This is a genomic window from Pseudonocardia sp. EC080619-01, assembly GCF_001420995.1.
Classification (GTDB): Bacteria; Actinomycetota; Actinomycetes; order Mycobacteriales; family Pseudonocardiaceae; genus Pseudonocardia.
This window is the reverse complement of the sequence record NZ_CP012184.1, coordinates 3,125,679-3,146,846: the sequence shown is the minus strand read 5'-3', so window position 1 is coordinate 3,146,846 and position 21,168 is coordinate 3,125,679. Positions and strand designations below refer to the sequence as shown.

The 21,168-nt window shown below is 74.5% G+C and carries 18 protein-coding genes; 14 read left to right on the top strand and 4 right to left on the bottom strand.

What is annotated here, in order from left to right:
- Positions 1-67 precede the first annotated feature (67 nt).
- Positions 68-385, top strand: coding sequence for a metalloregulator ArsR/SmtB family transcription factor (locus tag AD017_RS14805; RefSeq protein WP_010223576.1), 318 nt, complete (start codon positions 68-70; stop codon positions 383-385).
- 77 nt (positions 386-462) lie between these two features.
- A complete protein-coding gene (locus AD017_RS14800; protein ID WP_060574576.1) occupies positions 463-1,308 on the top strand; it encodes an alpha/beta fold hydrolase in 846 nt (281 codons plus the stop codon).
- A gap of 26 nt (positions 1,309-1,334) precedes the next feature.
- On the opposite strand, the gene AD017_RS14795 is transcribed toward AD017_RS14800, so the two are convergent.
- Together AD017_RS14795 and AD017_RS14790 are read right to left on the bottom strand one after the other, a co-directional pair.
- Entirely contained in the window at positions 1,335-3,260 is a 1,926-nt protein-coding gene (locus AD017_RS14795; protein ID WP_060574575.1) for a DICT sensory domain-containing protein, read from the bottom strand.
- Positions 3,261-3,564: 304 nt separating this feature from the next.
- Positions 3,565-5,220: a putative PEP-binding protein gene (locus AD017_RS14790; protein ID WP_060574574.1), complete on the bottom strand. Its 1,656-nt coding sequence runs from the start codon at positions 5,218-5,220 to the stop codon at positions 3,565-3,567.
- A gap of 97 nt (positions 5,221-5,317) precedes the next feature.
- Here AD017_RS14790 and AD017_RS14785 point away from each other — a divergent pair, with 97 nt between their 5' ends.
- Genes AD017_RS14785 through AD017_RS14765 form a run of 5 tightly spaced genes read left to right on the top strand, consistent with a single transcriptional unit; the run spans position 5,318 to position 9,307 of the window.
- A complete protein-coding gene (locus tag AD017_RS14785) occupies positions 5,318-6,079 on the top strand; it encodes a DeoR/GlpR family DNA-binding transcription regulator (protein ID WP_010230841.1) in 762 nt (253 codons plus the stop codon).
- Positions 6,080-6,093: 14 nt separating this feature from the next.
- Positions 6,094-7,041, top strand: coding sequence for a 1-phosphofructokinase (pfkB, locus tag AD017_RS14780; RefSeq protein WP_010230845.1), 948 nt, complete (start codon positions 6,094-6,096; stop codon positions 7,039-7,041).
- Entirely contained in the window at positions 7,038-7,487 is a 450-nt protein-coding gene (locus AD017_RS14775; protein ID WP_060574573.1) for a PTS sugar transporter subunit IIA, read from the top strand. The genes pfkB and AD017_RS14775 overlap by 4 nt, the downstream gene beginning before the upstream one ends.
- Complete coding sequence (locus tag AD017_RS14770; protein ID WP_060574572.1) at positions 7,484-8,995, top strand: PTS fructose transporter subunit IIC; 1,512 nt, start codon at positions 7,484-7,486, stop codon at positions 8,993-8,995. Before AD017_RS14775 ends, AD017_RS14770 begins: the two co-directional genes overlap by 4 nt.
- Before the next feature lie 27 nt (positions 8,996-9,022).
- The gene (locus tag AD017_RS14765; RefSeq protein WP_010230853.1) at positions 9,023-9,307 is read left to right on the top strand and encodes an HPr family phosphocarrier protein; all 285 of its coding nucleotides are present in this window, start codon (positions 9,023-9,025) and stop codon (positions 9,305-9,307) included.
- A gap of 112 nt (positions 9,308-9,419) precedes the next feature.
- Here the strand turns inward: AD017_RS14765 and AD017_RS14760 are convergent, their stop codons facing one another.
- Positions 9,420-11,441, bottom strand: a complete 2,022-nt coding sequence (locus AD017_RS14760) for a beta-galactosidase (protein ID WP_060574571.1) — start codon at positions 11,439-11,441, stop codon at positions 9,420-9,422.
- A gap of 215 nt (positions 11,442-11,656) precedes the next feature.
- Here AD017_RS14760 and ppc point away from each other — a divergent pair, with 215 nt between their 5' ends.
- The 3 genes from ppc to AD017_RS14745 are packed head-to-tail and all read left to right on the top strand — an operon-like array spanning position 11,657 to position 15,481.
- Entirely contained in the window at positions 11,657-14,467 is a 2,811-nt protein-coding gene (gene ppc / locus AD017_RS14755; RefSeq protein WP_227012751.1) for a phosphoenolpyruvate carboxylase, read from the top strand.
- A gap of 43 nt (positions 14,468-14,510) precedes the next feature.
- The gene (locus tag AD017_RS14750; RefSeq protein ID WP_060574570.1) at positions 14,511-14,729 is read left to right on the top strand and encodes a hypothetical protein; all 219 of its coding nucleotides are present in this window, start codon (positions 14,511-14,513) and stop codon (positions 14,727-14,729) included.
- Between the two features lie 32 nt (positions 14,730-14,761).
- Positions 14,762-15,481, top strand: coding sequence for a hypothetical protein (locus AD017_RS14745; protein ID WP_060574569.1), 720 nt, complete (start codon positions 14,762-14,764; stop codon positions 15,479-15,481).
- Between the two features lie 15 nt (positions 15,482-15,496).
- On the opposite strand, the gene AD017_RS14740 is transcribed toward AD017_RS14745, so the two are convergent.
- Entirely contained in the window at positions 15,497-16,222 is a 726-nt protein-coding gene (locus AD017_RS14740; RefSeq protein ID WP_060574568.1) for a GntR family transcriptional regulator, read from the bottom strand.
- A gap of 105 nt (positions 16,223-16,327) precedes the next feature.
- On the opposite strand from AD017_RS14740, the gene AD017_RS14735 reads away from it, so the two are divergent.
- The 4 genes from AD017_RS14735 to AD017_RS14720 are packed head-to-tail and all read left to right on the top strand — an operon-like array spanning position 16,328 to position 21,151.
- Positions 16,328-17,548, top strand: coding sequence for an NRAMP family divalent metal transporter (locus AD017_RS14735; RefSeq protein ID WP_010230869.1), 1,221 nt, complete (start codon positions 16,328-16,330; stop codon positions 17,546-17,548).
- A gap of 29 nt (positions 17,549-17,577) precedes the next feature.
- Positions 17,578-18,336: a LamB/YcsF family protein gene (locus AD017_RS14730; protein WP_010230872.1), complete on the top strand. Its 759-nt coding sequence runs from the start codon at positions 17,578-17,580 to the stop codon at positions 18,334-18,336.
- A gap of 5 nt (positions 18,337-18,341) precedes the next feature.
- Positions 18,342-19,130: a putative hydro-lyase gene (locus tag AD017_RS14725; protein ID WP_010230875.1), complete on the top strand. Its 789-nt coding sequence runs from the start codon at positions 18,342-18,344 to the stop codon at positions 19,128-19,130.
- A 14-nt stretch (positions 19,131-19,144) separates the two neighbouring features.
- On the top strand, positions 19,145-21,151 hold the full coding sequence (locus AD017_RS14720; RefSeq protein ID WP_145982763.1) for a prolyl oligopeptidase family protein: 2,007 nt from the start codon (positions 19,145-19,147) through the stop codon (positions 21,149-21,151).
- Positions 21,152-21,168: the final 17 nt, after the last annotated feature.

Genomic DNA, 21,168 nt, shown 5'->3' with positions numbered 1-21,168 from the left:
AGCAAGCAGACATCCAGCTGGTGAGACGACGGACCATCCGCGCAGCTCCGCAGGTATCCTCGGCGTCGTGCACGAGTCCATCCCCGGCTTCGCGATGCCGCCCGAGGACGACGTCCGCCGCGCCGCGGACGCGCTGCGCATGCTGTCCGACCCGACCCGGATCAAGATCCTCTGGGCGCTGCTGCAGGGCGAGACCTCGGTCGCCTGCCTCGCCGAGCTGGTCGGGGCCGCCCCCACCGCGGTGAGCCAGCACCTCGCCAAGCTGCGGCTGGCCGGGCTGGTCGAGAACCGGCGGGAGGGGACGTTCGTCTACTACACCGTCGAGGACCCGACGATCCGCGCCGTGCTGGAGCGCGTCCTGCAGCGCGAGCCCGCCGGGCACTAGGGGAATACACCCGCCCGCGTCCGGGTATCACCTTCCGAAGAGTTGCGCACGATCGATCTTCAGGAGGAGTCCGCTCCATGCCCCAGCTCAGCGTCGGCAACCAGAACGGCACCCCGGTCGAACTCCACTACACCGACCAGGGCTCCGGCGCCCCGGTCGTCCTGGTCCACGGCTGGCCGCTGTCCGGCCGGTCCTGGGAGAAGCAGGTCCCGGCACTGGTCGAGGCCGGTCACCGGGTCGTCACCTACGACCGCCGCGGCTTCGGTGGGTCCTCCCAGCCGTGGGACGGCTACGACTACGACACCTTCGCCGACGACCTGCACGCCCTGCTCGTCCACCTGGACCTGCGCGAGGCGACGCTGGTCGGCTTCTCGATGGGCGGCGGCGAGGTCGTCCGCTACATCGCGAGGCACGGCACCGACCGGGTCGCGAAGGCGGTGCTCGCCGCCGCCGTGCCGCCCTACCTGTACAAGTCCGACGACAAGCCGGACGGCGGGCTCGACGACGCCACCATCGAGCAGTTCCAGGCCGGCGTGACCGGCGACCGGATCGCGTTCCTCGAGGAGTTCACGACGGGCTTCTTCGCGGCCGGGGACCGGACCGACCTGATCAGCGAGCCGAACCGGCTGTACCACCGGGCGATCGCCGAGTTCGCCTCGCCGAAGGGCACGCTGGACTGCATCACCGCGTTCGGCCGGACCGACCTGCGCGGCGACGTGCAGAAGGTGTCCGACGCGGGCGTACCCACCCTGGTGATCCACGGCGACTCGGACGGGATCGTGCCGTTCGAGGTCTCCGGCAAGCGGTCCCACGAGTCGATCAAGGGCGCGCAGCTCGCGCTGATCGAGGGCGGGCCGCACGGCCTCAACGCCACGCACGCCGAGGAGTTCAACCGGGCGCTGCTCGACTTCCTCGCGGGCTGATCACCACCCGGCACGGTCGCCCCGGGTCACCACCCGGGGTGACCGGTGCCGTTGCGGCCGCCCGTGTCGGACAGGTCGGTGAACACGTCGTCGCGCGCCCGGTCGTCGCCGTTGCCGGTGGAGCCGGGCGCGAGACGCCGGAGCGCCTGCTGCGCGGCGTTCCGCGGGTCGTCGTCGGTCCTGCCGGCGCCGGACCCGGCGTCGAGGTAGGGCCGGGGGCGGGACACCGGCGGCGCCTGCTGCGGCTCCGGTGCGTGCGCGTGCGCCGGCGGGCCGACGGAGTCGTGACCGGTGCCGCCGGGCCGGCCCGCGGTGCCGACGCGCGTGGGCGGCCAGGAGCGGTACGGGGCGCCGCCGTCGTCGACCGGCGGGGCCCGGTGCGTCCCCTCGGCCGAGGCCCGGTGCTCCGGTGCGGACGGGCGCTCGTACGGGGTGGGACGGCCCGCCTCCGGGCGCCGGCCCGCGCCGGGGACGTCCCACGCGCCGATCCGGTCGTCCTGCACGCCGGAGCCCTCTCCCGTGGCCCCCGCGTCCGGGGATCCGGTCGTGGCGTCGTGCCCCCGCGCGGCGGCGCCCCCCGCGCGGTCCGGTCCGTCGCTCTCCTCCGTCGTGGCGACGGGGAGCTCCGACCGGCCCCCGGACTCCGCGAGGCCCGTCGCGGACTCCGCGAGGCCCGCCGCCGCGACCACGATGCGGTCGCCCGCGGGGGTCTCGCCGGCGTCGACGGGGCCGTGGCCCGCCGGGTCCTCCGGGAGGTGCCCCAGCGCGGCACGCAGGTCGTCGACCGGCAGCGGCCGCGTCCGGGTGCACATCAGCGCCACCCGGCCGTGCAGCGGCACACCCGGGTACCCGTGCGAGGCCAGCTCCAGCTGCTCACCGACCCGGTCGCACACCCCCGCCAGGTGCCGCTCCGACGCCCCGGGCAGGACCAGCGCGAACCGCCGCTCCGACAGCCGGACCGCGGTGTCGACCGGCCCGAGCGGCTGGGTCAGCGCGGCCGCGACCTGGTGCGCCGCGAAGTAGGAGGCCCGGTCGTCGTCGCGGACCCGGTCGCCGCTCAGCCCGGGCAGGTCGAACAGCGCGACCCCGACCGGGAGCGCCTCCGGCCCCGCGGTGTCCGTCCAGCGGTTCAGGACGTCGGCGGTCGGCAGCCCGCTGGCGGGATCCACGACGGCGGCGGTGCGGGCGGCCGCGGCCTGCTGCGCGTCGGCCAGCTGGGCACGGAGCTCGCGGGTACCCGCCCGGACCGACAGCAAGCGGTCGATCATGTGGTTCAGCGAGGTGGTCGCCCAGGCCTCGCCCGGCGTGCCGGACGAGGCGGCCGGGTCGCCGCCGGCCGGCATCGACCGGGCGAGGAGCTCGTCGATCGTGCGCCGGATCGTCGGGTCGAGCCGGTCGCCGAGGGCGAACCGCAGCCGGGCCAGCTCGCTGCCGGCCTGCGCGCGGGAGTAGCCCCACCGGCCGAGGAACACCCGGCCCGCCTCGGGACCGCTCTCCTGCGGGTCACGGGCGTGCTGGTCGGTCGCGACCAGGAATGCACCCGCCTCGGGACCCGCGGCGACGACCGTCCACTCGTCGGCCAGCGGCTCGTCCGGGTCGAGGGTGACGAGATGGATCCCCTCCGGCACGTCGTGCGCGCTGCCGTCGACGAACCCGACGACGACGTGGATGCCCGCCTCGGCCATCCGCGCGTAGACCTCGCGCTCGCGGTCGAAGAACGGCAGCCGCTGGAACAGCGCCACGACGACGGTCGGGTCGATCCGCGGCCCGGACATCACCGCACGCTCGATCGAGTGCGACAGGTGCACGAGCAGCCGCTTCGACGACGGCTCGGGCGTCGCGCCGGACGCGCGCTCCCACGCCTCCCGGCGCCCCTCGGACAGACCGTCGACGTAGGCCTGTTCGGCAGCCACCCGGACGGCGTACGCGAGCGGTCCCTCGGTGCCGGACATGGGCGGGCCCCCTGATCGTCTCCGTCGACGGACCCGAGCGGTGGATCACGCCGTGTGCCGACCCAACAACCGCGAGTGGCGTGCGGCAACCTGGGGACGCCCCGCTGGGGTGGACCCGCACCGGCCTGCGACCAGCGGCTCCACCCGTCGGCGGCCGGGCTTACGGCCGATCAGCGGCCACTCCCGCGCGACGAGCGGAGGCTCCGCCCCGGACAGCGCATCCCAAACCTGCTCCGATCGCTCCAGTGCGTCACAGAGAGCGATCCATGATGCCGAAGCATCATCCGTAAGGAGGTGTCGCCGTTCAGTCACCCAGCTCCGACACCGCACGCCGCGCCCCGATCGGGTCGGCCGCCGCGCATGCGGCGCGGGCCCGGTCCCGGCACTGCTCCAGATCCACCGAGCCGAGCGCCGCACCGACGGCGGCCAGCGCGCCGGATCCCATCGACAGGCTCGCCACCCCCAGCCCGACGAGCACCGGCGCGAGCGCCGCGTCGGCCGCGGCCTCGCCACAGACGCCGACCGGCGTGCCGGTGCGGGCCGAGGCCTCGCCGAGCAGGCCGATCAGGCGCAGCAGCGCGGGCTGCCACGGGTCGTTGAGTGCCGCGACCGGCCCGGACTGGCGATCCGCCGCGAACAGGTACTGGGCCAGGTCGTTGGTGCCGACCGAGACGAAGTCGACCTCGGCCATGATCTCGTCGGCGGTCAGCACCGCAGCCGGGATCTCGATCATGACGCCGGCCTGCGCGATGCCGTGCGCGCGACAGCGCTCGACGAACCAGCGGGCCTCCTCGGCGGTGGCCACCATCGGCGCCATCACCTTCAGCTCGGCACCCGTCTCCTTCGCCGCCGCGGCGAGTGCCGCGAGCTGGCGGTCGAGGACGCCGTCGCCGTTGCCCGGGACCCGGGCGATCCGCAGGCCACGGACGCCGAGCGCGGGGTTGGGCTCGCCGTCGAGCGACAGGAACGGCAACGGCTTGTCGGCACCGGCGTCGAGGGTCCGGGCGGTGACCGGCCTCCCGGCGAACGCGGAGAGCACCGCGGCGTAGACCTCCCGCTGCCGCGCCTCGGCAGGCTCCTCGGCCGCGGCGAGGAAGGCGAGCTCGGTGCGGAACAGGCCGACGCCCTCGGCGCCGTCGGCGGCACCCTTCGCCGCGCCCGGGCCGTCACCGACGTTCGCCAGCAGCGGGACGACGTGACCGTCGGCCGTGCGGCCCGTCCCGTCCCAGTCGGCCTCGACCGAGGCGACGGAGGCGAAGGCGGTCGCCTCGTCGAGGGTCGCGACCTCGGCGACCTCACCGGTGCCGCCGTCGACGGTCACGGCGGTGCCCTCGGCCAGCGCCCGCGCACCCGCGCACCCGACGACGGCGGGGATCCCCAGGGAGCGGGCGAGGATCGCGGTGTGGCTGGTCGGTCCGCCCTGCTCGGTGACGAGGGCCAGCGCGACACCGGGCCGCAGGCCCGCGGTGTCGGCCGGGGCGAGGTCGCCGGCGACGAGCACGGCGGGCGCGTCGAGCTCGGCGACGCCCGGGGCGGGCAGGCCGAGCAGCTCGGCCACGATCCGGTCCCGGACGTCGTGGATGTCGCGGGCGCGCTCGGCCATGTAGCCGCCCATCGACGACATCAGCTCGGCGAACTGCCCTGCCGCCTCCCACACCGCACGCGCGGCCGGGCGGCCCTCGCCGGTGACCAGGTTCTGCGCGTTCTCCAGCAGGGCGGGATCGCCGACCATCGTCACGGTCGCCTCCAGCACCTCCCGCGCGTCCCCGGAGACGGTGGCCGCGCGCGCGGTGAGGCGTTCCGACACCAGCTCGACGGCGGGCGCGATCCGCGCCGCCTCGGCGGCGGGGTCCGCGGGTGCGGGTCCCGCGGCCGGCTCGCCCGGCGGCTCGGCGACCCGGACGACGCGGCCGCCGGCCCGGCCCGGGCTCGCGGGGATTCCGTTCAACGTGCTCGGCATGGGGGCTCCCTGGGTTACTCCGACGTGACCCGTTGACAAACACAGTAAAACCCACATACTCAGACACACGCAAGCATCGAAGCGGGAGCGAACAAAGATGTACGCAGCGGAGCGTCAGCAGTGGCTGCTCGACCGGACCCGGGACCGGGGCCGGGTCGACGTGGCCGCCGTCGCCGAGGAGCTCGATGTCACCCCCGAGACGATCCGCCGCGACCTCGGTGGGCTGGAGCGGCAGGGCCTGGTGCGCCGGGTGCACGGCGGCGCCATCCCGTCCGACCTGCTGAACTTCGAGCCGGGCGTCGGCCAGCGCGACAGCCAGTACGGCGCGGAGAAGGAGCGGATCGCGAAGGCCGCGGTCGCCGAGCTCGGCACCGCCGCGACGATCCTGCTCGACGCCGGCACCACCACCTCCCGCCTGGCCGGGGCGCTGCCGCGGGAGCGGGACCTCACCGTCGTCACCAACTCGCTCCCGATCGCGTCGTCGCTCGCCGGACGCCCGAACGTGCACCTGAGGCTGCTCGGCGGCCGGGTCCGCGGGACCACCCTCGCGACCGTCGACGACTGGGCGAACAGCGTGCTCGCCGATCTCGTCGTCGACGTCGCGTTCCTCGGCACCAACGGCTTCTCCCCCACCCGGGGCCTCACCACCCCGGACCCGGACGAGGGCGCGACCAAGCGGGCGATGCTCCGCGCCGCCCGCCGGTCGGTCGTCCTGGCCGACGCGAGCAAGTTCGGCGCCGACCAGTTCGTCCGCTTCGGGACGCCCGCCGAGATCGACACCCTGATCACCGACACCGGCCTCGACCCGGCGGACGCCGCCGCGCTGGAGGCCGCCGGACCGAAGGTGGTGCGCGCATGACGGGAACACCCCCGATGTTCGTCACGGTCACGCCGAACCCGAGCCTGGACCGCACGGTCGAGCTGCCGCACCTGGTCCGCGGGGCGGTGCACCGCGCCACGTCCGTCCGGGTCGATCCGGGCGGGAAGGGCGTCAACGTCGCCCGCGCGCTCGCCGCGGCCGGGCACCGGGTGGTGGCGCTGATGCCGTCCGGCGCCGCGCCGGGCGAGCGGCTCGCCGCCCTCCTGGAGCCCACCGACGTCACCACCGTCGCGGTGCCCGTCGGCGAGGCCACCCGGGTCAACATCACCCTGGTCGAGCCGGACGGCGTCACCACCAAGATCAACGAGGCGGGCCCGCGGCTGACCCCGGACGAGGCCGAGGCACTCCTCGACCGGGCACAGACCCTCGGCGCGGGCGCCACGTGGCTGGTCGGCTGCGGGTCGCTGCCCCGCGGGGTCGGCGACGACGCGTACGCCGAGCTGGTGCGGCGCTGCCGCCGGCCCGGCCTTCGGATCGCCGTCGACACCTCGGGTGCCCCGCTGCACCACGCGGTGGCGGCCGGGCCCGATCTCGTGAAGCCCAACCACGCCGAGCTGGCCGAGCTCGTCGGGCGCCCGCTGGGCAGCCTCGGCGACGTGCTGGTGGCGGCCCGCGAGCTGCGTGCCCGCGGGATCGGCGCGGTCCTGGTCAGCCTGGGTGCCGGAGGCGCCCTGCTGGTCGACCGGTCCGGCGAGTACCACGCCCGGACCCCTCCGATCGCCGTGCGCAGCACGGTCGGCGCCGGCGACTCCACCCTGGCCGGGTTCCTGGCCGCGGGCGGGGAGGGTCCGGACGCCCTGCGACAGGCCGTCGCCCACGGCGCCGCCGCCTGCCGCCTGCCCGGATCCGTCACGCCGGGCCCGGCCGACATCCGTATCGACGACGTCGAACTGGCACCCACGCCGGACGTCACCCTCGCCCTCACCGGAGATGCCGCATGACCGCACTGATCACCGCTGATCTGGTCGACCTCGACGTGCCGTCGGCCGACCGCACCGCCACCGTCACCGCGCTCGCGCAGCGCCTCGTCGACGCCGGACGGGTCACCGACCTGGACCGGTTCCTCGCCGACATCGAGGCCCGCGAGGCCCAGATGCCGACCGGCCTGGAGGGCGGGATCGGCATCCCGCACTGCCGCTCGTCGGCCGTCACCGAGCCCAGCCTGGCGTTCGGCCGCAGCAGCAGCGGCGTCGACTTCGGCGCCGAGGACGGCCCGGCCACCCTGATCTTCATGATCGCCGCCCCGGAGGGCGGGAACACCGACCACATGACGGTGCTGGCCGCGCTGGCCCGCCGCCTCGTCCGGGCCTCGTTCAAGAACGAGCTGCTCGGTGCCACCGACGACGCCGCCGTCGCGGCCTTCATCCAGCAGGAGGTGGGAGCGTGAAGCTCCTCGCCGTGACCGCGTGCCCGACCGGCATCGCGCACACCTACATGGCCGCCGAGGCCCTCGAGGTCGCCGCCGAGGAGGCCGGCCACGAGATCGTCGTCGAGACCCAGGGCTCGGCCGGGTCCACCCCCTTCACCGCGGAGCAGCTCGCCGAGGCCGAGGCGATCATCCTGGCCGCCGACGTCGAGGTCCGGGACAAGGAGCGCTTCGCGCACCTGCCGACGGTGACCAGCCCGGTCAAGAAGGCCATCGGCGGCGCGCCGGGACTGATCGAGCAGGCCGTCGCGAAGGCGGGCGAGCAGCCGGCCGGTGCGCCGGTCGCGTCGGCCCCCGCCGCAGGCGGCGGGGAGATGGAGACCAAGCACTTCGGTTCGGGGTTCGGTTCGAAGCTGCGCGGCTGGCTGATGACGGGTGTCTCCTACGTCATCCCGTTCGTCGCCGCGGGCGGCCTGCTGATCGCGCTGGGCTTCGCCCTCGGCGGCTACCAGATCACCGACTACCCGGACATCGTCTCCATCGACGACAGCAACGTCGCCTCGATCAACTTCGACGCGGGGTCGCTGGCCGCGTGGGCCGCGCTGTCGTTCCAGATCGGCTCGCTGGCCTTCGGGTTCCTGGTGCCGGTGCTCGCGGGCTTCATCGCCTACGCCATCGCCGACCGGCCCGCACTGGTGCCCGGCTTCGTCGGCGGCATGATCGCCGTCAACACCCAGGCCGGGTTCCTCGGCGGCCTGGTCGCCGGCCTGCTCGCCGGTGCGGTGATCTACGGCCTGAAGCTCTGGCAGCCACCCCGCGCGCTCGCCGGGATCATGCCGGTGCTGGTGCTGCCGCTGATCGGCACGGCCGTGGTCGGCGCGATCATGTTCCTGGTCGTCGGCCAGCCGCTCGCGGCCGCCACGACCGGCCTGACCGGCTGGCTCAACGGGCTGTCCGGCACGAACGCGGTGCTGCTCGGCGCCCTGCTCGGCCTGATGATGGCCTTCGACATGGGCGGCCCGGTGAACAAGGCCGCGTACGCCTTCGCCGTCGCCGGGCTCTCGACCGGCTCCGAGACCGCGCTGCTGATCATGGCAGCCGTGATGGCGGCCGGCATGACGCCGCCGCTGGCGCTGGCGCTGGCCAGCACCGTCCGGAAGAACCTGTTCACCCGGGCCGAGCAGGAGAACGGCCGCGCGGCCTGGCTGCTCGGCGCCTCCTTCATCACCGAGGGCGCGATCCCGTTCGCCGCGGGCGACCCGCTGCGGGTCATCCCGTCGCTGATGGCGGGCTCCGCGGTCACCGGTGCGCTGTCGATGGCCTTCGGGTCGACGCTGCGTGCCCCGCACGGCGGCATCTTCGTGGTCCCGCTGATCGGCAACCCGTTCGCGTACCTGCTGGCGATCGTCGCCGGGACGCTGGTCTCCGCCGCACTCGTCGTGGCGCTGAAGTCGGCCCGGCGCACCCCGGCCGAGCCCGCCCCGGCCGCCGTCGCCGACACCCCGTCCGCCGCCCCGGTCGCGGGCTGACCCACCACCACCGAGAGGAGCACCGACATGGCCGAGCGCCGCGTGAAGGTCGGTTCGTCCGTAGGGCTGCACGCCCGCCCCGCCAACCTGTTCTGCACCGCCGCCAAGCAGCAGCCCGCGAAGGTCACCATCGCGACCGCGGACGGCACCCGCGGGCCGGTGGACGCCGCGTCCATCCTGTCCGTGATGGGCCTCGGGGTGCAGTCCGGTGAGGAGGTCGTCCTCACGGCCGCCGACGACGCCGACGGCGAGGCCGCCGTCGCCGCCCTGGCGGAGCTGCTGGAGCAGGACATGGACGCCGCCCCCGCCTGACCCGCCGCACCCACGGGAACGCCCCGCCGCACCTCGTGCGGCGGGGCGTTCGCCTCGGTGTCACGGAGTCGACCAGCACGCTCCGGCCCCGGCGGGGGCAGAACCGTACAGGTCAGTCGCGCAGGACCGTCGCCCCGCGTGGGGGCAGCACGGTCGGCGGCAGGCCGGCCAGGGTCTCGGCCTCTCCGAGCGGGGTCAGGTCGACGGGGGTGTCGCCCCGGTTCACCAGGAACCGGAAGCCCTCGCGGCGGACCAGCTCCACCCGGCCGCACAGCTCCCCCGGCAGCTCCGGCACGATCCCGGCCCGGCGCAGCAGCCGTCCGAGCAGCGGGGCGCGGTCGGCGAGCCGGGTCGAGACGTAGCTCGCCGAGCCCCGTCCGGCCGGGCGCCGGGTCACCGCGGGCAGCCCGGCCAGGTCCGGCGCACCCGGGTCGGTGCCCGCGCCGGTGTAGCGGGCGAGCACCTCCACCGACGGGTCGACGACCTGCACCGGCTCGCTCCACAGGTCGCCGGTGCCGCCGTCGTCGAGCAGGACCGTGGCGCCCGGGTCGAGCGGGGCGAACTCCTCGACCCGGACGCCCAGCAGGTCGCGCAGCGCACCGGGGTACCCGCCCGGCACGGCGTGCGCCGACTCGTCGACGGTGCCGGAGAAGTAGGTGGTGACCAGGTGCCCGCCGCCGTCGACGAACGCGGCGAGCTCGGCCGCCCGGTCCGGCCCGACGACGTGCAGCACCGGCGCGACGACGAGCTCGTACCCGGCGAGCCCGGCCCCGGCGGGGACGACGTCGGCGCGCACCCCGGCGTCGAGGAACGCCCGGTACCAGCCGAGCGCCTCGGCCTTGTAGCGCAGCTCCGTCGTCGGGGTGAAGGGCTGCTCGGCGGCCCACCACGACGGCTGGTCCCACAGGATCGCCGCCCGGGCGGGCACCCGGTGGGCCCCGGCGACCGGGGCGAGCTCCGCGAGGGTCGCGCCCAGGGCCGTGACGTCGCGGAACACCGCGGAGTCCGGCCCGGCGTGCGGGACCATCGCCGAGTGGAACTTCTCGGCACCCGCCGTGGACTGGCGCCACTGGAAGTAGCAGATCGCGTCGGCCCCGTGCGCGAGGTGGGTGAGGGAGTCCCGGGCGAGCTCGCCGGGCCGCTTGGCCCGGTTCACCGGCTGCCAGTTCACCGCCGACGTCGAGTGCTCCATCTGCCACCACGGCTCCCCGCCGGCCAGGTTGCCGGTGAGGTTCGACGAGAACGACAGCTCGTCGCGGGCGTCCGGCCCCGGGACGACGTAGTGGTCGTTGGACACGATGTCGATCTCCGGGACCCAGCTCGCGTAGTCCATCCCGCTGGTCTCGCCCATCACCATGAAGTTCGTGGTGACGGGGACGTCCGGGGTCACCTCCCGCAGCACCGCCACCTCGGCCCGCAGGTGGTCGCGCAGCGCGTCGGAGGAGAAGCGGGCGAAGTCGAGGAGCTGGGTGGGGTTCGGGAACGTCCCGGGCCCGACGGTGCGCGGGGTGCGGATCTCGGCCCAGTCGCCGTAGTGCTGGGACCAGAACGAGGTGCCCCAGGCGTGGTTGAGCGCGTCCAGGTCGCCGTAGCGCTCGCGCAGCCAGGACCGGAAGGCGGTCTCGGCGTCGGACGAGTGGTCGTGGACGTTGTGGCAGCCCAGCTCGTTGGACACGTGCCACGCGGCCAGCGCCGGGTGTCCGCCGTAGCGGTCGGCCATCCGCCGGACCAGGTCGAGGGCGTACCGGCGGAACACCGGCGACGTGGGCCGGTAGTGCTGGCGTCCGCCCGGCCACACGGTCCGGCCGTCGGCGTCGACCGGGAGGATCTCGGGGTGCCGGTGGTGCAGCCACGGCGGCGGGGACGCCGTTGCGGTCGCCAGGTCGACCGCGATCCCGCCGTCGCCCAGCAGGTCGAGCACCTCGTCGAGCCAGCCGAAGTCCCACCGGTCCGGCGCGGGCTGCAACCGGGCCCAGGAGAAGACGCCGACGGTCGCGACCGTCACCCCGGCCTCGCGCATGAGGGCGATGTCGGACCCCCAGGTCTCCCGCGGCCACTGCTCGGGGTTGTAGTCGGCCCCGAACTCGGTCCGGGGACGGGTGACGCCGGGTGTGCGGCGCAGCCAGCGGGCCATGGCGTTCCTCCACGAGACGCGTGCGTTCGTGTTCGATGATGCGCGAGACTGTGCGATCCGGGCCACCCGAGCCGCCGTGTTGCGCGGGAGTAACGGGGAGGCCCAGGAATGGCCGCGGGTCCGCGTCCCGGGGGACGATGCGCGCTGATCCCGTTCCCGACGACGCGAGCGGCCCGCCACCACCCGCGTCCGCACGCGGAGAACGGAGCACAGCCGTGACCCGGACCGTGAACGGTGCCGACCCCACCGAGAACTCCGAGAACTCCGGGACCGCCGAGCTCGCCCCGGACTCGCTGTCCGCGCACTCCGGCGTCGTGAGCGAGTCCGAGCACCAGGCGCTGCGCGCGGACATCCGGCGGCTCTCCACGCTGCTCGGGCAGACGCTGTCCGACGAGGCCGGCCCGGAGGTCCTGGAGCTGGTCGAGCGGGTGCGCCACGCGGCCCGCGACTCCGCCCGCGGGGAGGCGGGACCGGACGTCGTCGCCGCCCTGCTCGACGGCATCGACACCGGGACCGCGGTGCTGCTGGCCCGGGCGTTCTCCCAGTACTTCCAGCTGACCAACGTCGCCGAGCAGCTGCACCGCTCCCGCGAGCTGCGTGCGCTGCGCCCCGCCGACGCCCGCCCACTGCGCACCGTGCTGCGCAGGCTCGCGTCCGAGGCGGACCCGGACGAGGTCGCCGAGGTCCTCGCCCGCACCCAGCTGCGCCCGGTCTTCACCGCCCACCCCACCGAGTCCACCCGGCAGTCCGTGCTGGGGATCCTGCGCCGGGTCGTGGACGCCCTCGAACGCGGGGCCCCCGATCCCGAGCTCGCCGCGCTGGTGGACCTGCTGTGGCAGACCGACGACATCCGCCCGGGCAAGCCGATGGTGATCGACGAGGCCCGCAACATCGCCTGGTTCGCCGCCCGGCTCGGCGAGCGCACGGTCCCCGACCTGCTGGACGAGTTCGCCCACGAGGCCGCCGAGGCGGGCCTGGAGATCCCCGACGACACCCGGCCGCTCGTGCTGGGCTCCTGGGTCGGCGGCGACCGCGACGGCAACCCGAACGTCACCCCCGCCGTGACGCGCGAGGTGCTCGAGCTGAACGCCGACCGGGCGCTGCGCATCCACGCGAAGCTCGTCGAGCAGCTGGTCTTCGAGCTGTCGGTGTCCACCCGGGTCATGGGCGTCTCCGAGGAGCTGCGCGGCTCGCTCACCCGTGACCGGCGCGCCCTGCCGGACGTCCACGACCGGTTCATCCGCCTCAACGCGCACGAGCCGTACCGCCTGAAGCTGTCCTACGTGGCGGCCCGGCTGGAGAACACCCGCCGCCGGATCGCCGCCCGCGGCCCGCACGAGCCGGGCGTCGACTACCTGGGCAGCGCCGGCTACCTGGACGACCTGCTCGTCGTCGACCGGTCGCTGCGCGGCCACCACGGCGCACGGATCGCCGGCGGCACCCTGGCCCGGGCGATCCGCTCGGCCCGGGCGCTCGGCCTGCACCTGGTCGAGCTGGACGTGCGGGAGCACTCGCAGAAGCACCACGACGCCCTCGGCGCGATCTACGACGAGCTCGGCGAGCTGGAGAAGCCCTACGCCGAGCTGACCCGCGACGAGCGCCGCGAACTGCTGTCGGCGGAGCTGCGCCGCAAGCGTCCGCTGGTCCGGCGGCACTACGGCGTCCCCGAGGCGACCGCCCCGGTGCTCGACACCTTCGACACCGTGCACGCGCTGCAGCACGAGTTCGGGCCGGACGTCGTGCGGACCTACATCGTGTCGATGGCCCGCGACGTCGACGACCTGCTCGCCGTCGCCGTCCTGGCCCGCGAGTCGTACATGGTGGAGATCGGGGGCGAGAACCCCCGGTCGTCGATCGACCTGGTCCCGCTGTTCGAGACGGTCGACGAGCTGTCGAAGGCGGGCGAGCTGCTGGAGGGCCTGCTCGCCGACCCCGGCTACCGGCAGCAGGTCCGCAACCGCGGTGACCTGCAGGAGATCATGCTCGGCTACTCCGACTCCAACAAGGGAGCCGGGATCACCGCGTCGCAGTGGCAGATCCACCGGGCCCAGCGCCAGCTGCGCGACGTCGCCGCGGAGCACGGCGTCCGGCTGCGGCTGTTCCACGGCCGCGGCGGCTCGGTCGGCCGCGGTGGCGGGCCCGCCGGGGAGGCGATCGCGTCGGCGCCGTTCGGGTCGGTGGACGCGACGATGAAGCTCACCGAGCAGGGCGAGGTCATCTCCGACAAGTACTCGCTGCCGAGCCTGGCGCACGACAACCTGGAGATCCTGCTCGCGTCCATGCTGGACGCGACGCTGCTGCACCAGGCGTCGCGCTGGCCCGCCGACGTCCTGGCGCGGTGGGACGAGGTGATGGAGTGCGTGTCCACCGCCGCCACCGAGACCTACCTGCGGCTGGTCGGCGACGACGGCCTCCCGGTCTTCTTCACCGCCGCCACCCCGGTGGAGGAGCTGGGCAGGCTCAACGTCGGGTCGCGGCCGTCGAAGCGGCCCGGGCAGGGCACCCCCACCCTGGACGACCTGCGCGCGATCCCGTGGGTGTTCGGCTGGACGCAGACCCGGATGGTCGTGCCGGGCTGGTACGGGCTGGGCTCCGGCCTGCGCGCCGCGCGGGAGGCCGGCTACGCCGAGGACCTCGCCGAGATGCGGCAGTGGGCGTTCTTCCGGAACCTGATCGGCAACGTCGAGATGACACTGGCGAAGACCGACCTGCGGATCGCGTCCAACTACGTCGCGACCCTCGTCGAGCCGGAGCAGCAGGGCCTGTTCTCCCAGATCCGCGCCGAGCACGAGCTGACCTGCCGGGAGCTCCTCGCGGTGACGGGCGAGTCGCAGCTGCTGGCCCGGCACCCGGTGCTGCGCAACACGCTGTCGGTGCGCAACGCCTACCTGGAGCCGCTGCACCACCTGCAGGTGGAGCTGCTGGCACAGCGCCGGGCCGCGGGCGACGAACCGGACCCGGACCTGGAGCGCGCCCTGCTGCTGACGATCAACGGCATCGCGGCCGGGATGAAGAACACCGGGTGAGGCCGGACGGTGCGGATCACCGGACACCGGGTACACATCGGGCGTGGAGCACGAACGGAACACCCCCGGCCCCTCCGGTCCCGCGACCCGGCGGATCGTCGCCTGGATCCTGATCCTGGCGCTCGTCCTCGGCCTCCCGCTGAGCTACCTCATCGGGATGGCGCAGATGCCCGGCGGAGCGGAGATCCTGATCGCCCTGCTCGTCGTCGGACTGCTGGTCGGCGGCGTCACCGTGTGGTTGCACCGGCGCACCCGGGACTGATCGCGACCGGCGCGCCGCGGGAGACTGGGCCGGTGCAGTACCGCCACGCCCCGGCCGCGAACCACGCCGCACTCGACGCGGTCCTGGTCTCCGCGCCGGGACGGCCGACGTTGCCGGTCCGGCTGACCGTCGAGCTGGCCGGACGGGCCCGGGAGCGGCTCGGACCGGGACCGGTGACGGTGTGGGACCCGTGCTGCGGCGCCGGTGTGTCGCTGGCGGTGCTCGGGCTGCTCTGTCCCGGCATCGCCGTCCTCGCCGGCACCGACGCCGATCCCGCACCGCTCGGTCTGGCCCGGCGCAACCTCGGCCTGCTCGCACCGGGCGGGCTCGACGACCGGGCGTCCACCCTGGACGGTCTGGCCGCGCGGCACGGCAAGGAGTCCTGCGCCGTCGCCGCCGCGGCGGCGCGGGCGACGATCCCGGCGAGCCGCCCGGAGTGGCGGGTCGGGGTCGCCGACGCGGGTGACCCGGAGGCGGTGCGGACCGCGCTCGGCGGCATCGAGCCGGACCTGGTGCTGGCGGACCTGCCGCACGGGCGACAGACCTCGTGGGCGGGGGAGCCGGGGACCGGTCCCCCACCGGAGGCCGGGTTCCTCGTCGCGGTCGCCGAGCCCCTGCATGCCGAGGCGGTGGTCGTCGCCGTCGGGCGCGGGCGGTCGGTGCCGCTGCCCCCGGGCGTGCGTCCGCTCGAACGGATCCGGGCCGGGCACCGGGCCGCCGTGCTCCTCCGGGCCGGTGACCTGCACACCTGACCGGGACATTCCGGGTCAGTGCGGGACGGCGGCCCCGCCCGGCAGCAGCGCGTAGGCGTCGAGCAGCTGGTCCCGGGCGGTCGCGAGGTACCGGGCCAGCTCGTCGGCGGCCCGCTCGGTCTCCCCCGCGAGGAGCAGCTCGGCGATCTCGCCGTTGCGGGCCAGGTAGGGCTCGTGGAACTCCCGCACCCCCGGCATCCGCTGGAAGATCAGCCGCATCTCGGCCAGCAGGCGCCCCATCTCGCGTTCCAGGCGCGGGCTCCCCGCCAGTGCGACGATCTCGCGATGGAAGTGCTGGTTGGCGTCGGCCACGCCGGCCCAGTCGCCGGCGTCCGCGGCGGCGCGCCCGCCCCGGTAGGCCACCCGGACGGCGGTCAGGGCGGCCGGGTCACCGGCGTGCGCACCGAACCGGACCGCGCCCGGCTCGATCACCAGGCGGGCCGCGTAGACGTCCCGGACGTCGTCGATCTCGGGACGGGCGACGAACACGCCCCGGTTCGGGATGCGGACCAGCACGCGCTCGGCGATGAGCTGGGACAGTGCCTCCCGCAGCGTGTTCCGGGAGACCTGCAGCGCCTCGCCGAGCGCCTGCTCGGGCAGCCGGGCCCCGACCCGCAGGCGGGCCTCGGCGACCTCGATCCGGATCCGGTCGGCGACCCGCTCGGAGGCCGGGACGACGACCGAGCTGGACGCGGCGAGCGAGGCCAGCGCGTCCTGGACGGACAGGTTCGGGGCGGTCACGACACACGATCCTAACGAGGAATGTTCCCTCGTAGGATTGCAGGATCGTTGAACAATCCGACACACTCCACCGATCCACCGCGCAGACGGCCCCGGGAGGCGGCGATGAGCGAGGACACGGAACGCACGACGGGGACGTCCGGCAGGACGACCCGGAGCGCGCTGCTCGGGGCGATGTTCCTGATGGCCACCAGCGCCATCGGGCCCGGCTTCATCACCCAGACCACCCAGTTCACCGCCCAGCTCGGTGCCGCGTTCGCGTTCGCGATCCTGGTGTCGATCCTGGTCGACATCGCGATCCAGATGAACGTCTGGCGGATCGTCGGCGTCTCCGGGATGCGCGCCCACGAGCTCGCGAACCGGGTCGCACCCGGCGCGGGCTGGGTGCTGACCGCGCTGGTCGTCGTCGGCGGGTTGGTGTTCAACATCGCCAACGTCGCCGGCGCAGGGCTCGGCCTGAACGCCCTGTTCGGGCTGGACGCCGCGGTCGGCGGCGCGATCTCCGCCGTCCTCGCGATCGCGATCTTCACGATCCGCCGGGCCGGCGCGGCGCTGGACCGGATCGTCGTCGTCCTCGGTGTGCTGATGATCGGGCTGACCGCCTACGTCGCCGTCGTGTCGGACCCACCGGTCGGCGACGCGCTGCGCCAGACCGTCCTTCCCGACGAGGTCAGCTGGCTGGTCGTCACCACCCTCATCGGCGGCACCGTCGGCGGCTACATCACCTACGCCGGCGCGCACCGGATGCTCGACTCCGGGCTGTCCGGCCCGGAGCACGCCGGCCGGGTCGCCCGCAGCTCGGTGCAGGGGATCGTCGTCACCGCCGTCATGCGGGTGCTGCTGTTCCTCGCGATCCTCGGCGTCGTCTCGGGCGGGGTGGACCTCGCCGGCGCGGAGAACCCGACCGCCGCCGCGTTCGGGGCCGCCGCCGGTGAGATCGGCGTGCGGCTGTTCGGCCTGATCCTCTGGGCCGCGGCGATCACCTCGGTGATCGGCGCCGCGTACACCTCGGTCTCCTTCCTGACCACGAAGTCGACGCCGCAGCGCACGACGAACCTGCTGACCATCGGGTTCATCGTGCTGAGCACGGCGGTGTTCCTGCTCGCCGGTGCCGCGCCGGTCACCCTGCTGATCTTCGCGGGTGCCTTCAACGGGCTGATCCTGCCGATCGGGTTCACCGTCCTGCTGTGGGTGGCGTGGCGGCGGCGCGACCTGCTCGGTGGCTACCGGTACCCGCGGTGGCTGCTGGGGATCGGCGTCGCCGGCTGGCTCGTGACACTGTTCATCGGGTACCAGTTCGTCGCGCAGAACCTGGGGCAGCTGTGAGAGAAGCCGGCGGAACGAACCTCGGCGCTGTGACCGTCGACCTGAACGCCGACCTCGGCGAGTCCTACGGCCAGTGGACCCTCGGCGACGACGACGCCATGCTCGGGCTGGTCAGCTCGGCCAACGTCGCGTGTGGCTTCCACGCCGGCGACCCCTCGACGCTGCGGGCGACCACCGCGCGGGCGGCGGAGGCCGGCGTCGTGATCGGGGCCCAGGTGTCCTACCCCGACCTGCGCGGGTTCGGACGCCGGTTCGTCGACGTCGAGCCGTCCGCCCTGACCGACGACGTGCTCTACCAGATCGGCGCCCTGGAGGCGCTGAGCCGCGTCGCCGGCTCCCGGGTGCGCTACGTCAAGCCGCACGGGGCGCTCTACAACGCGACCCGCACCCACACCGCGCAGGCACGTGCCGTCGCCGAGGCCGTCCGCGCCTACGACCCGTCGCTGCCGGTCCTGGGCCTGCCCGGCTCCGAGCTGCTGCGGGCGGCCGAGGAGGCGGGGCTGCGGGCGGTGCCGGAGTTCTTCGTCGACCGCGGGTACACCCCCGAGGGCGGGCTGGTGCCGCGCCGCGAGCCCGGCGCACTGCTCTCCGACGCCGGGGAGGCCGCCGACCGGCTCGTCCGGATGCTCGACGAGGGCGTGGTGCGCGCGGTCGACGGCACCGACGTCGCCGTGCGGGCCGAGTCCGCCTGCGTGCACGGGGACTCGCCGGGTGCCGTCGCGATGGCGGAACGGGTGCGGGACGCGCTGGCCCGGGCCGGCGTCGGGATCCGGGCGTTCGCGCCGTGACTCCTGTGACCGCCGGGCTCACCCCGGCCCGGGCCCGGGAGCGGTTCCGCGCCGGGCTGTCCACGCCGACGTCGGGCTGGTGCGCCGGCTGGACCCAGGCCAACCTGATCGCCGTCCCGCGCGAGTTCGCCTGGGACGTGCTGCTGTTCGCACAGCGCAACCCGAAGCCGTGCCCGGTGCTCGACGTCCTGGAGCCGGGTGAGCTCGGCGGCGCCCTCCTCGACGGCGACATCCGGACCGACCTGCCCGGCTACCGGGTCTACGCCGACGGCGAGCTGGTGGACCAGCCGTCGGACGTCGTGGACCGCTGGCGGGACGACCTCGTCGGGTTCCTGATCGGGTGCAGCTTCACCTTCGAGAACGCGCTGCTCGCCGAGGGCGTGCCGGTGCGGCACCTGGCGCGGGGCACCAACGTCCCGATGTACCGGACCACCCGGCGCTGCCGGTCCGCCGGGCGGATGTCCGGGCCGCTCGTGGTGTCGATGCGGCCGGTGCCGGCGCACCTCGTCGACACGGCGGTGTCGGTGACCGCCCGCTACCCCGAGGTGCACGGCGCACCCGTCCACATCGGCTCGGGCGGGCGGGACGGCGGCAGGGCACTCGGGATCACCGACCTCGACGCGCCCGACTACGGGGACCCGGTCCCGATCGCCGACGGCGAGGTGCCGGTGTTCTGGGCGTGCGGCGTCACCCCGCAGGCCGCCGTGCTGGAGTCGCGGCTGCCGCTGGCGATCACCCACGAGCCCGGCCGGATGCTGATCACGGACGCGCGGGACACCGACTACCTGATCTGAGCCATGATCGGGGCATGACGAACGACCCCCACGCCTGGCTCGAGGACGTCACCGGCGGCGAGGCCCTGGAGTGGGTGGCCGCCCGCAACGCCCGTACCGAGGAGCAGCTGGCCGGCAGCACGCTGTTCGGCGAGCTCGAGTCCGGTGTCCGCGAGGTGCTCGACTCCCGCGACCGGATCCCGTGGGTCACCCGGCGCGGCGGGTACTACTACAACTTCTGGACCGACGAGCGGAACCCGCGCGGGCTGTGGCGGCGCACGACGCCGGAGGAGTACCGCAAGCCCGAGCCGGACTGGGAGATCCTCCTCGACGTCGACGCCCTCAACGAGGCCGAGGGCGAGAACTGGGTCTGGCACGGCGCCCGGTTCCTGCGGCCGGGCCTCGACCGCGCGCTGGTCGACCTCTCCCGCGGCGGCGCCGACGCCGACGTCACCCGCGAGTTCGACGTCGAGGCGAAGGACTGGGTGCCCGGCGGCTTCGTCCGGCCCGAGGCGAAGGGCGGGGTCAGCTGGATCGACCGGGACACGATCTGGGTCTCCACCGAGCTGGGCGAGGGCACGACGACGAGCTCCGGCTACCCGCGGATCGCGCGGCGCTGGACCCGGGGCACCCCGCTCGCCGAGGCGCCGGTCGTCTTCGAGGGCACGGTCGAGGACCTGTCGGTCTCGGCGTTCCACGACCAGACCCCCGGTCACGAGCGGGACTTCGTCCGGCGGGCGATCGACTTCTACTCCGACGAGCTGTTCCTCGTCGACGGCGACGTACTGCGCAAGATCCCCGTCCCGGACTCCGCGGTCGCCGACGTCGAGCGCGAGTGGCTCGTCCTGGAGCTGCGCGAGGACTGGGGCACGTTCCCGGCCGGGTCGCTGCTCGCCGCCCGGTTCGACGACGTCATGGCCGGAACGCCGGCCTGGGAGGTGCTGTTCGCGCCGACCGACGAGTCGTCGCTGGCCGGGTACACCTGGACCCGTCACCACCTCGTGCTGAACGTGCTGGAGAACGTCGTCAACCGGCTGTCGGTCCTCACCCCGGGCGACGACGGCTGGGCCCGGTCCCCCTTCACCGGTGCGCCCGAGTTCGGCAGCGTCGGGGTGTCCGCGGTCGACCCCGACGAGTGCGACGACGTCTGGCTCACCGTCACCGACTACCTCACCCCGTCGACGCTGGCGATCGCGACGGTCGGCGAGCAGCCCGAGACGCTGAAGAGCTCGCCGTCGTTCTTCGACGCGTCGACGCACGTCATCGAGCAGCACTTCGTGACCAGCGACGACGGCACCCGCGTCCCGTACTTCCTGGTCCGCCCGGAGGACCTGCCCTTCGACGGGACCGCACCGACCCTGCTCTACGGCTACGGCGGCTTCGAGATCGCGCTGACGCCCGGCTACTCCGGTGCGATCGGCCGGTCCTGGCTGGCCCGCGGCGGGGTCTACGCCGTCGCGAACATCCGCGGCGGCGGCGAGTACGGCCCCCGCTGGCACCGCGCCGCGCTGCGCGAGAACCGGCCGCGCGCCTACGAGGACATGGCCGCCGTCGCCCGCGACCTGATCGACCGGCGGATCACCGCGCCGGCGCACCTGGGCGTGCAGGGCGGCAGCAACGGCGGGCTCCTGACCGGGAACATGCTGGTCCGCTACCCGGAGCTGTTCGGGGCGGTCGTCATCCAGGTGCCGCTGCTGGACATGAAGCGCTACAGCCACCTGCTCGCCGGGGCGTCGTGGACCGCCGAGTACGGCGACCCGGACACCGACGACTGGGAGTTCATCCGGACCTTCTCGCCCTACCACCTGATCGACCCCGCCGCGGCCTACCCGCCGGTGATCCTCTTGACCTCGACCCGCGACGACCGGGTGCACCCCGGGCACGCGCGGAAGTTCGCCGCGGCGCTCGACGAGGCCGGCCACGACGTCACCTACTACGAGAACATCGAGGGCGGCCACGGCGGCGCCGCGGACAACGCGCAGGCGGCGCGGATGTCGGCGCTCGCCTCGGCCTTCCTTCATGGGCGGCTGCGCCGCTCGTGAGTGGTTGTCGCGGTCAG

Coding starts and splice junctions, on each gene's coding strand:
- AD017_RS14800 (WP_060574576.1), top strand. CDS start 463: ATGCCCCAGCTCAGCGTCGGCAACCAGAACGGCACCCCGGTCGAACTC.
- AD017_RS14795 (WP_060574575.1), bottom strand. CDS start 3,260: ATGTCCGGCACCGAGGGACCGCTCGCGTACGCCGTCCGGGTGGCTGCC.
- AD017_RS14790 (WP_060574574.1), bottom strand. CDS start 5,220: ATGCCGAGCACGTTGAACGGAATCCCCGCGAGCCCGGGCCGGGCCGGC.
- AD017_RS14785 (WP_010230841.1), top strand. CDS start 5,318: ATGTACGCAGCGGAGCGTCAGCAGTGGCTGCTCGACCGGACCCGGGAC.
- pfkB (WP_010230845.1), top strand. CDS start 6,094: ATGTTCGTCACGGTCACGCCGAACCCGAGCCTGGACCGCACGGTCGAG.
- AD017_RS14775 (WP_060574573.1), top strand. CDS start 7,038: ATGACCGCACTGATCACCGCTGATCTGGTCGACCTCGACGTGCCGTCG.
- AD017_RS14765 (WP_010230853.1), top strand. CDS start 9,023: ATGGCCGAGCGCCGCGTGAAGGTCGGTTCGTCCGTAGGGCTGCACGCC.
- AD017_RS14760 (WP_060574571.1), bottom strand. CDS start 11,441: ATGGCCCGCTGGCTGCGCCGCACACCCGGCGTCACCCGTCCCCGGACC.
- AD017_RS14735 (WP_010230869.1), top strand. CDS start 16,328: ATGAGCGAGGACACGGAACGCACGACGGGGACGTCCGGCAGGACGACC.
- AD017_RS14720 (WP_145982763.1), top strand. CDS start 19,145: ATGACGAACGACCCCCACGCCTGGCTCGAGGACGTCACCGGCGGCGAG.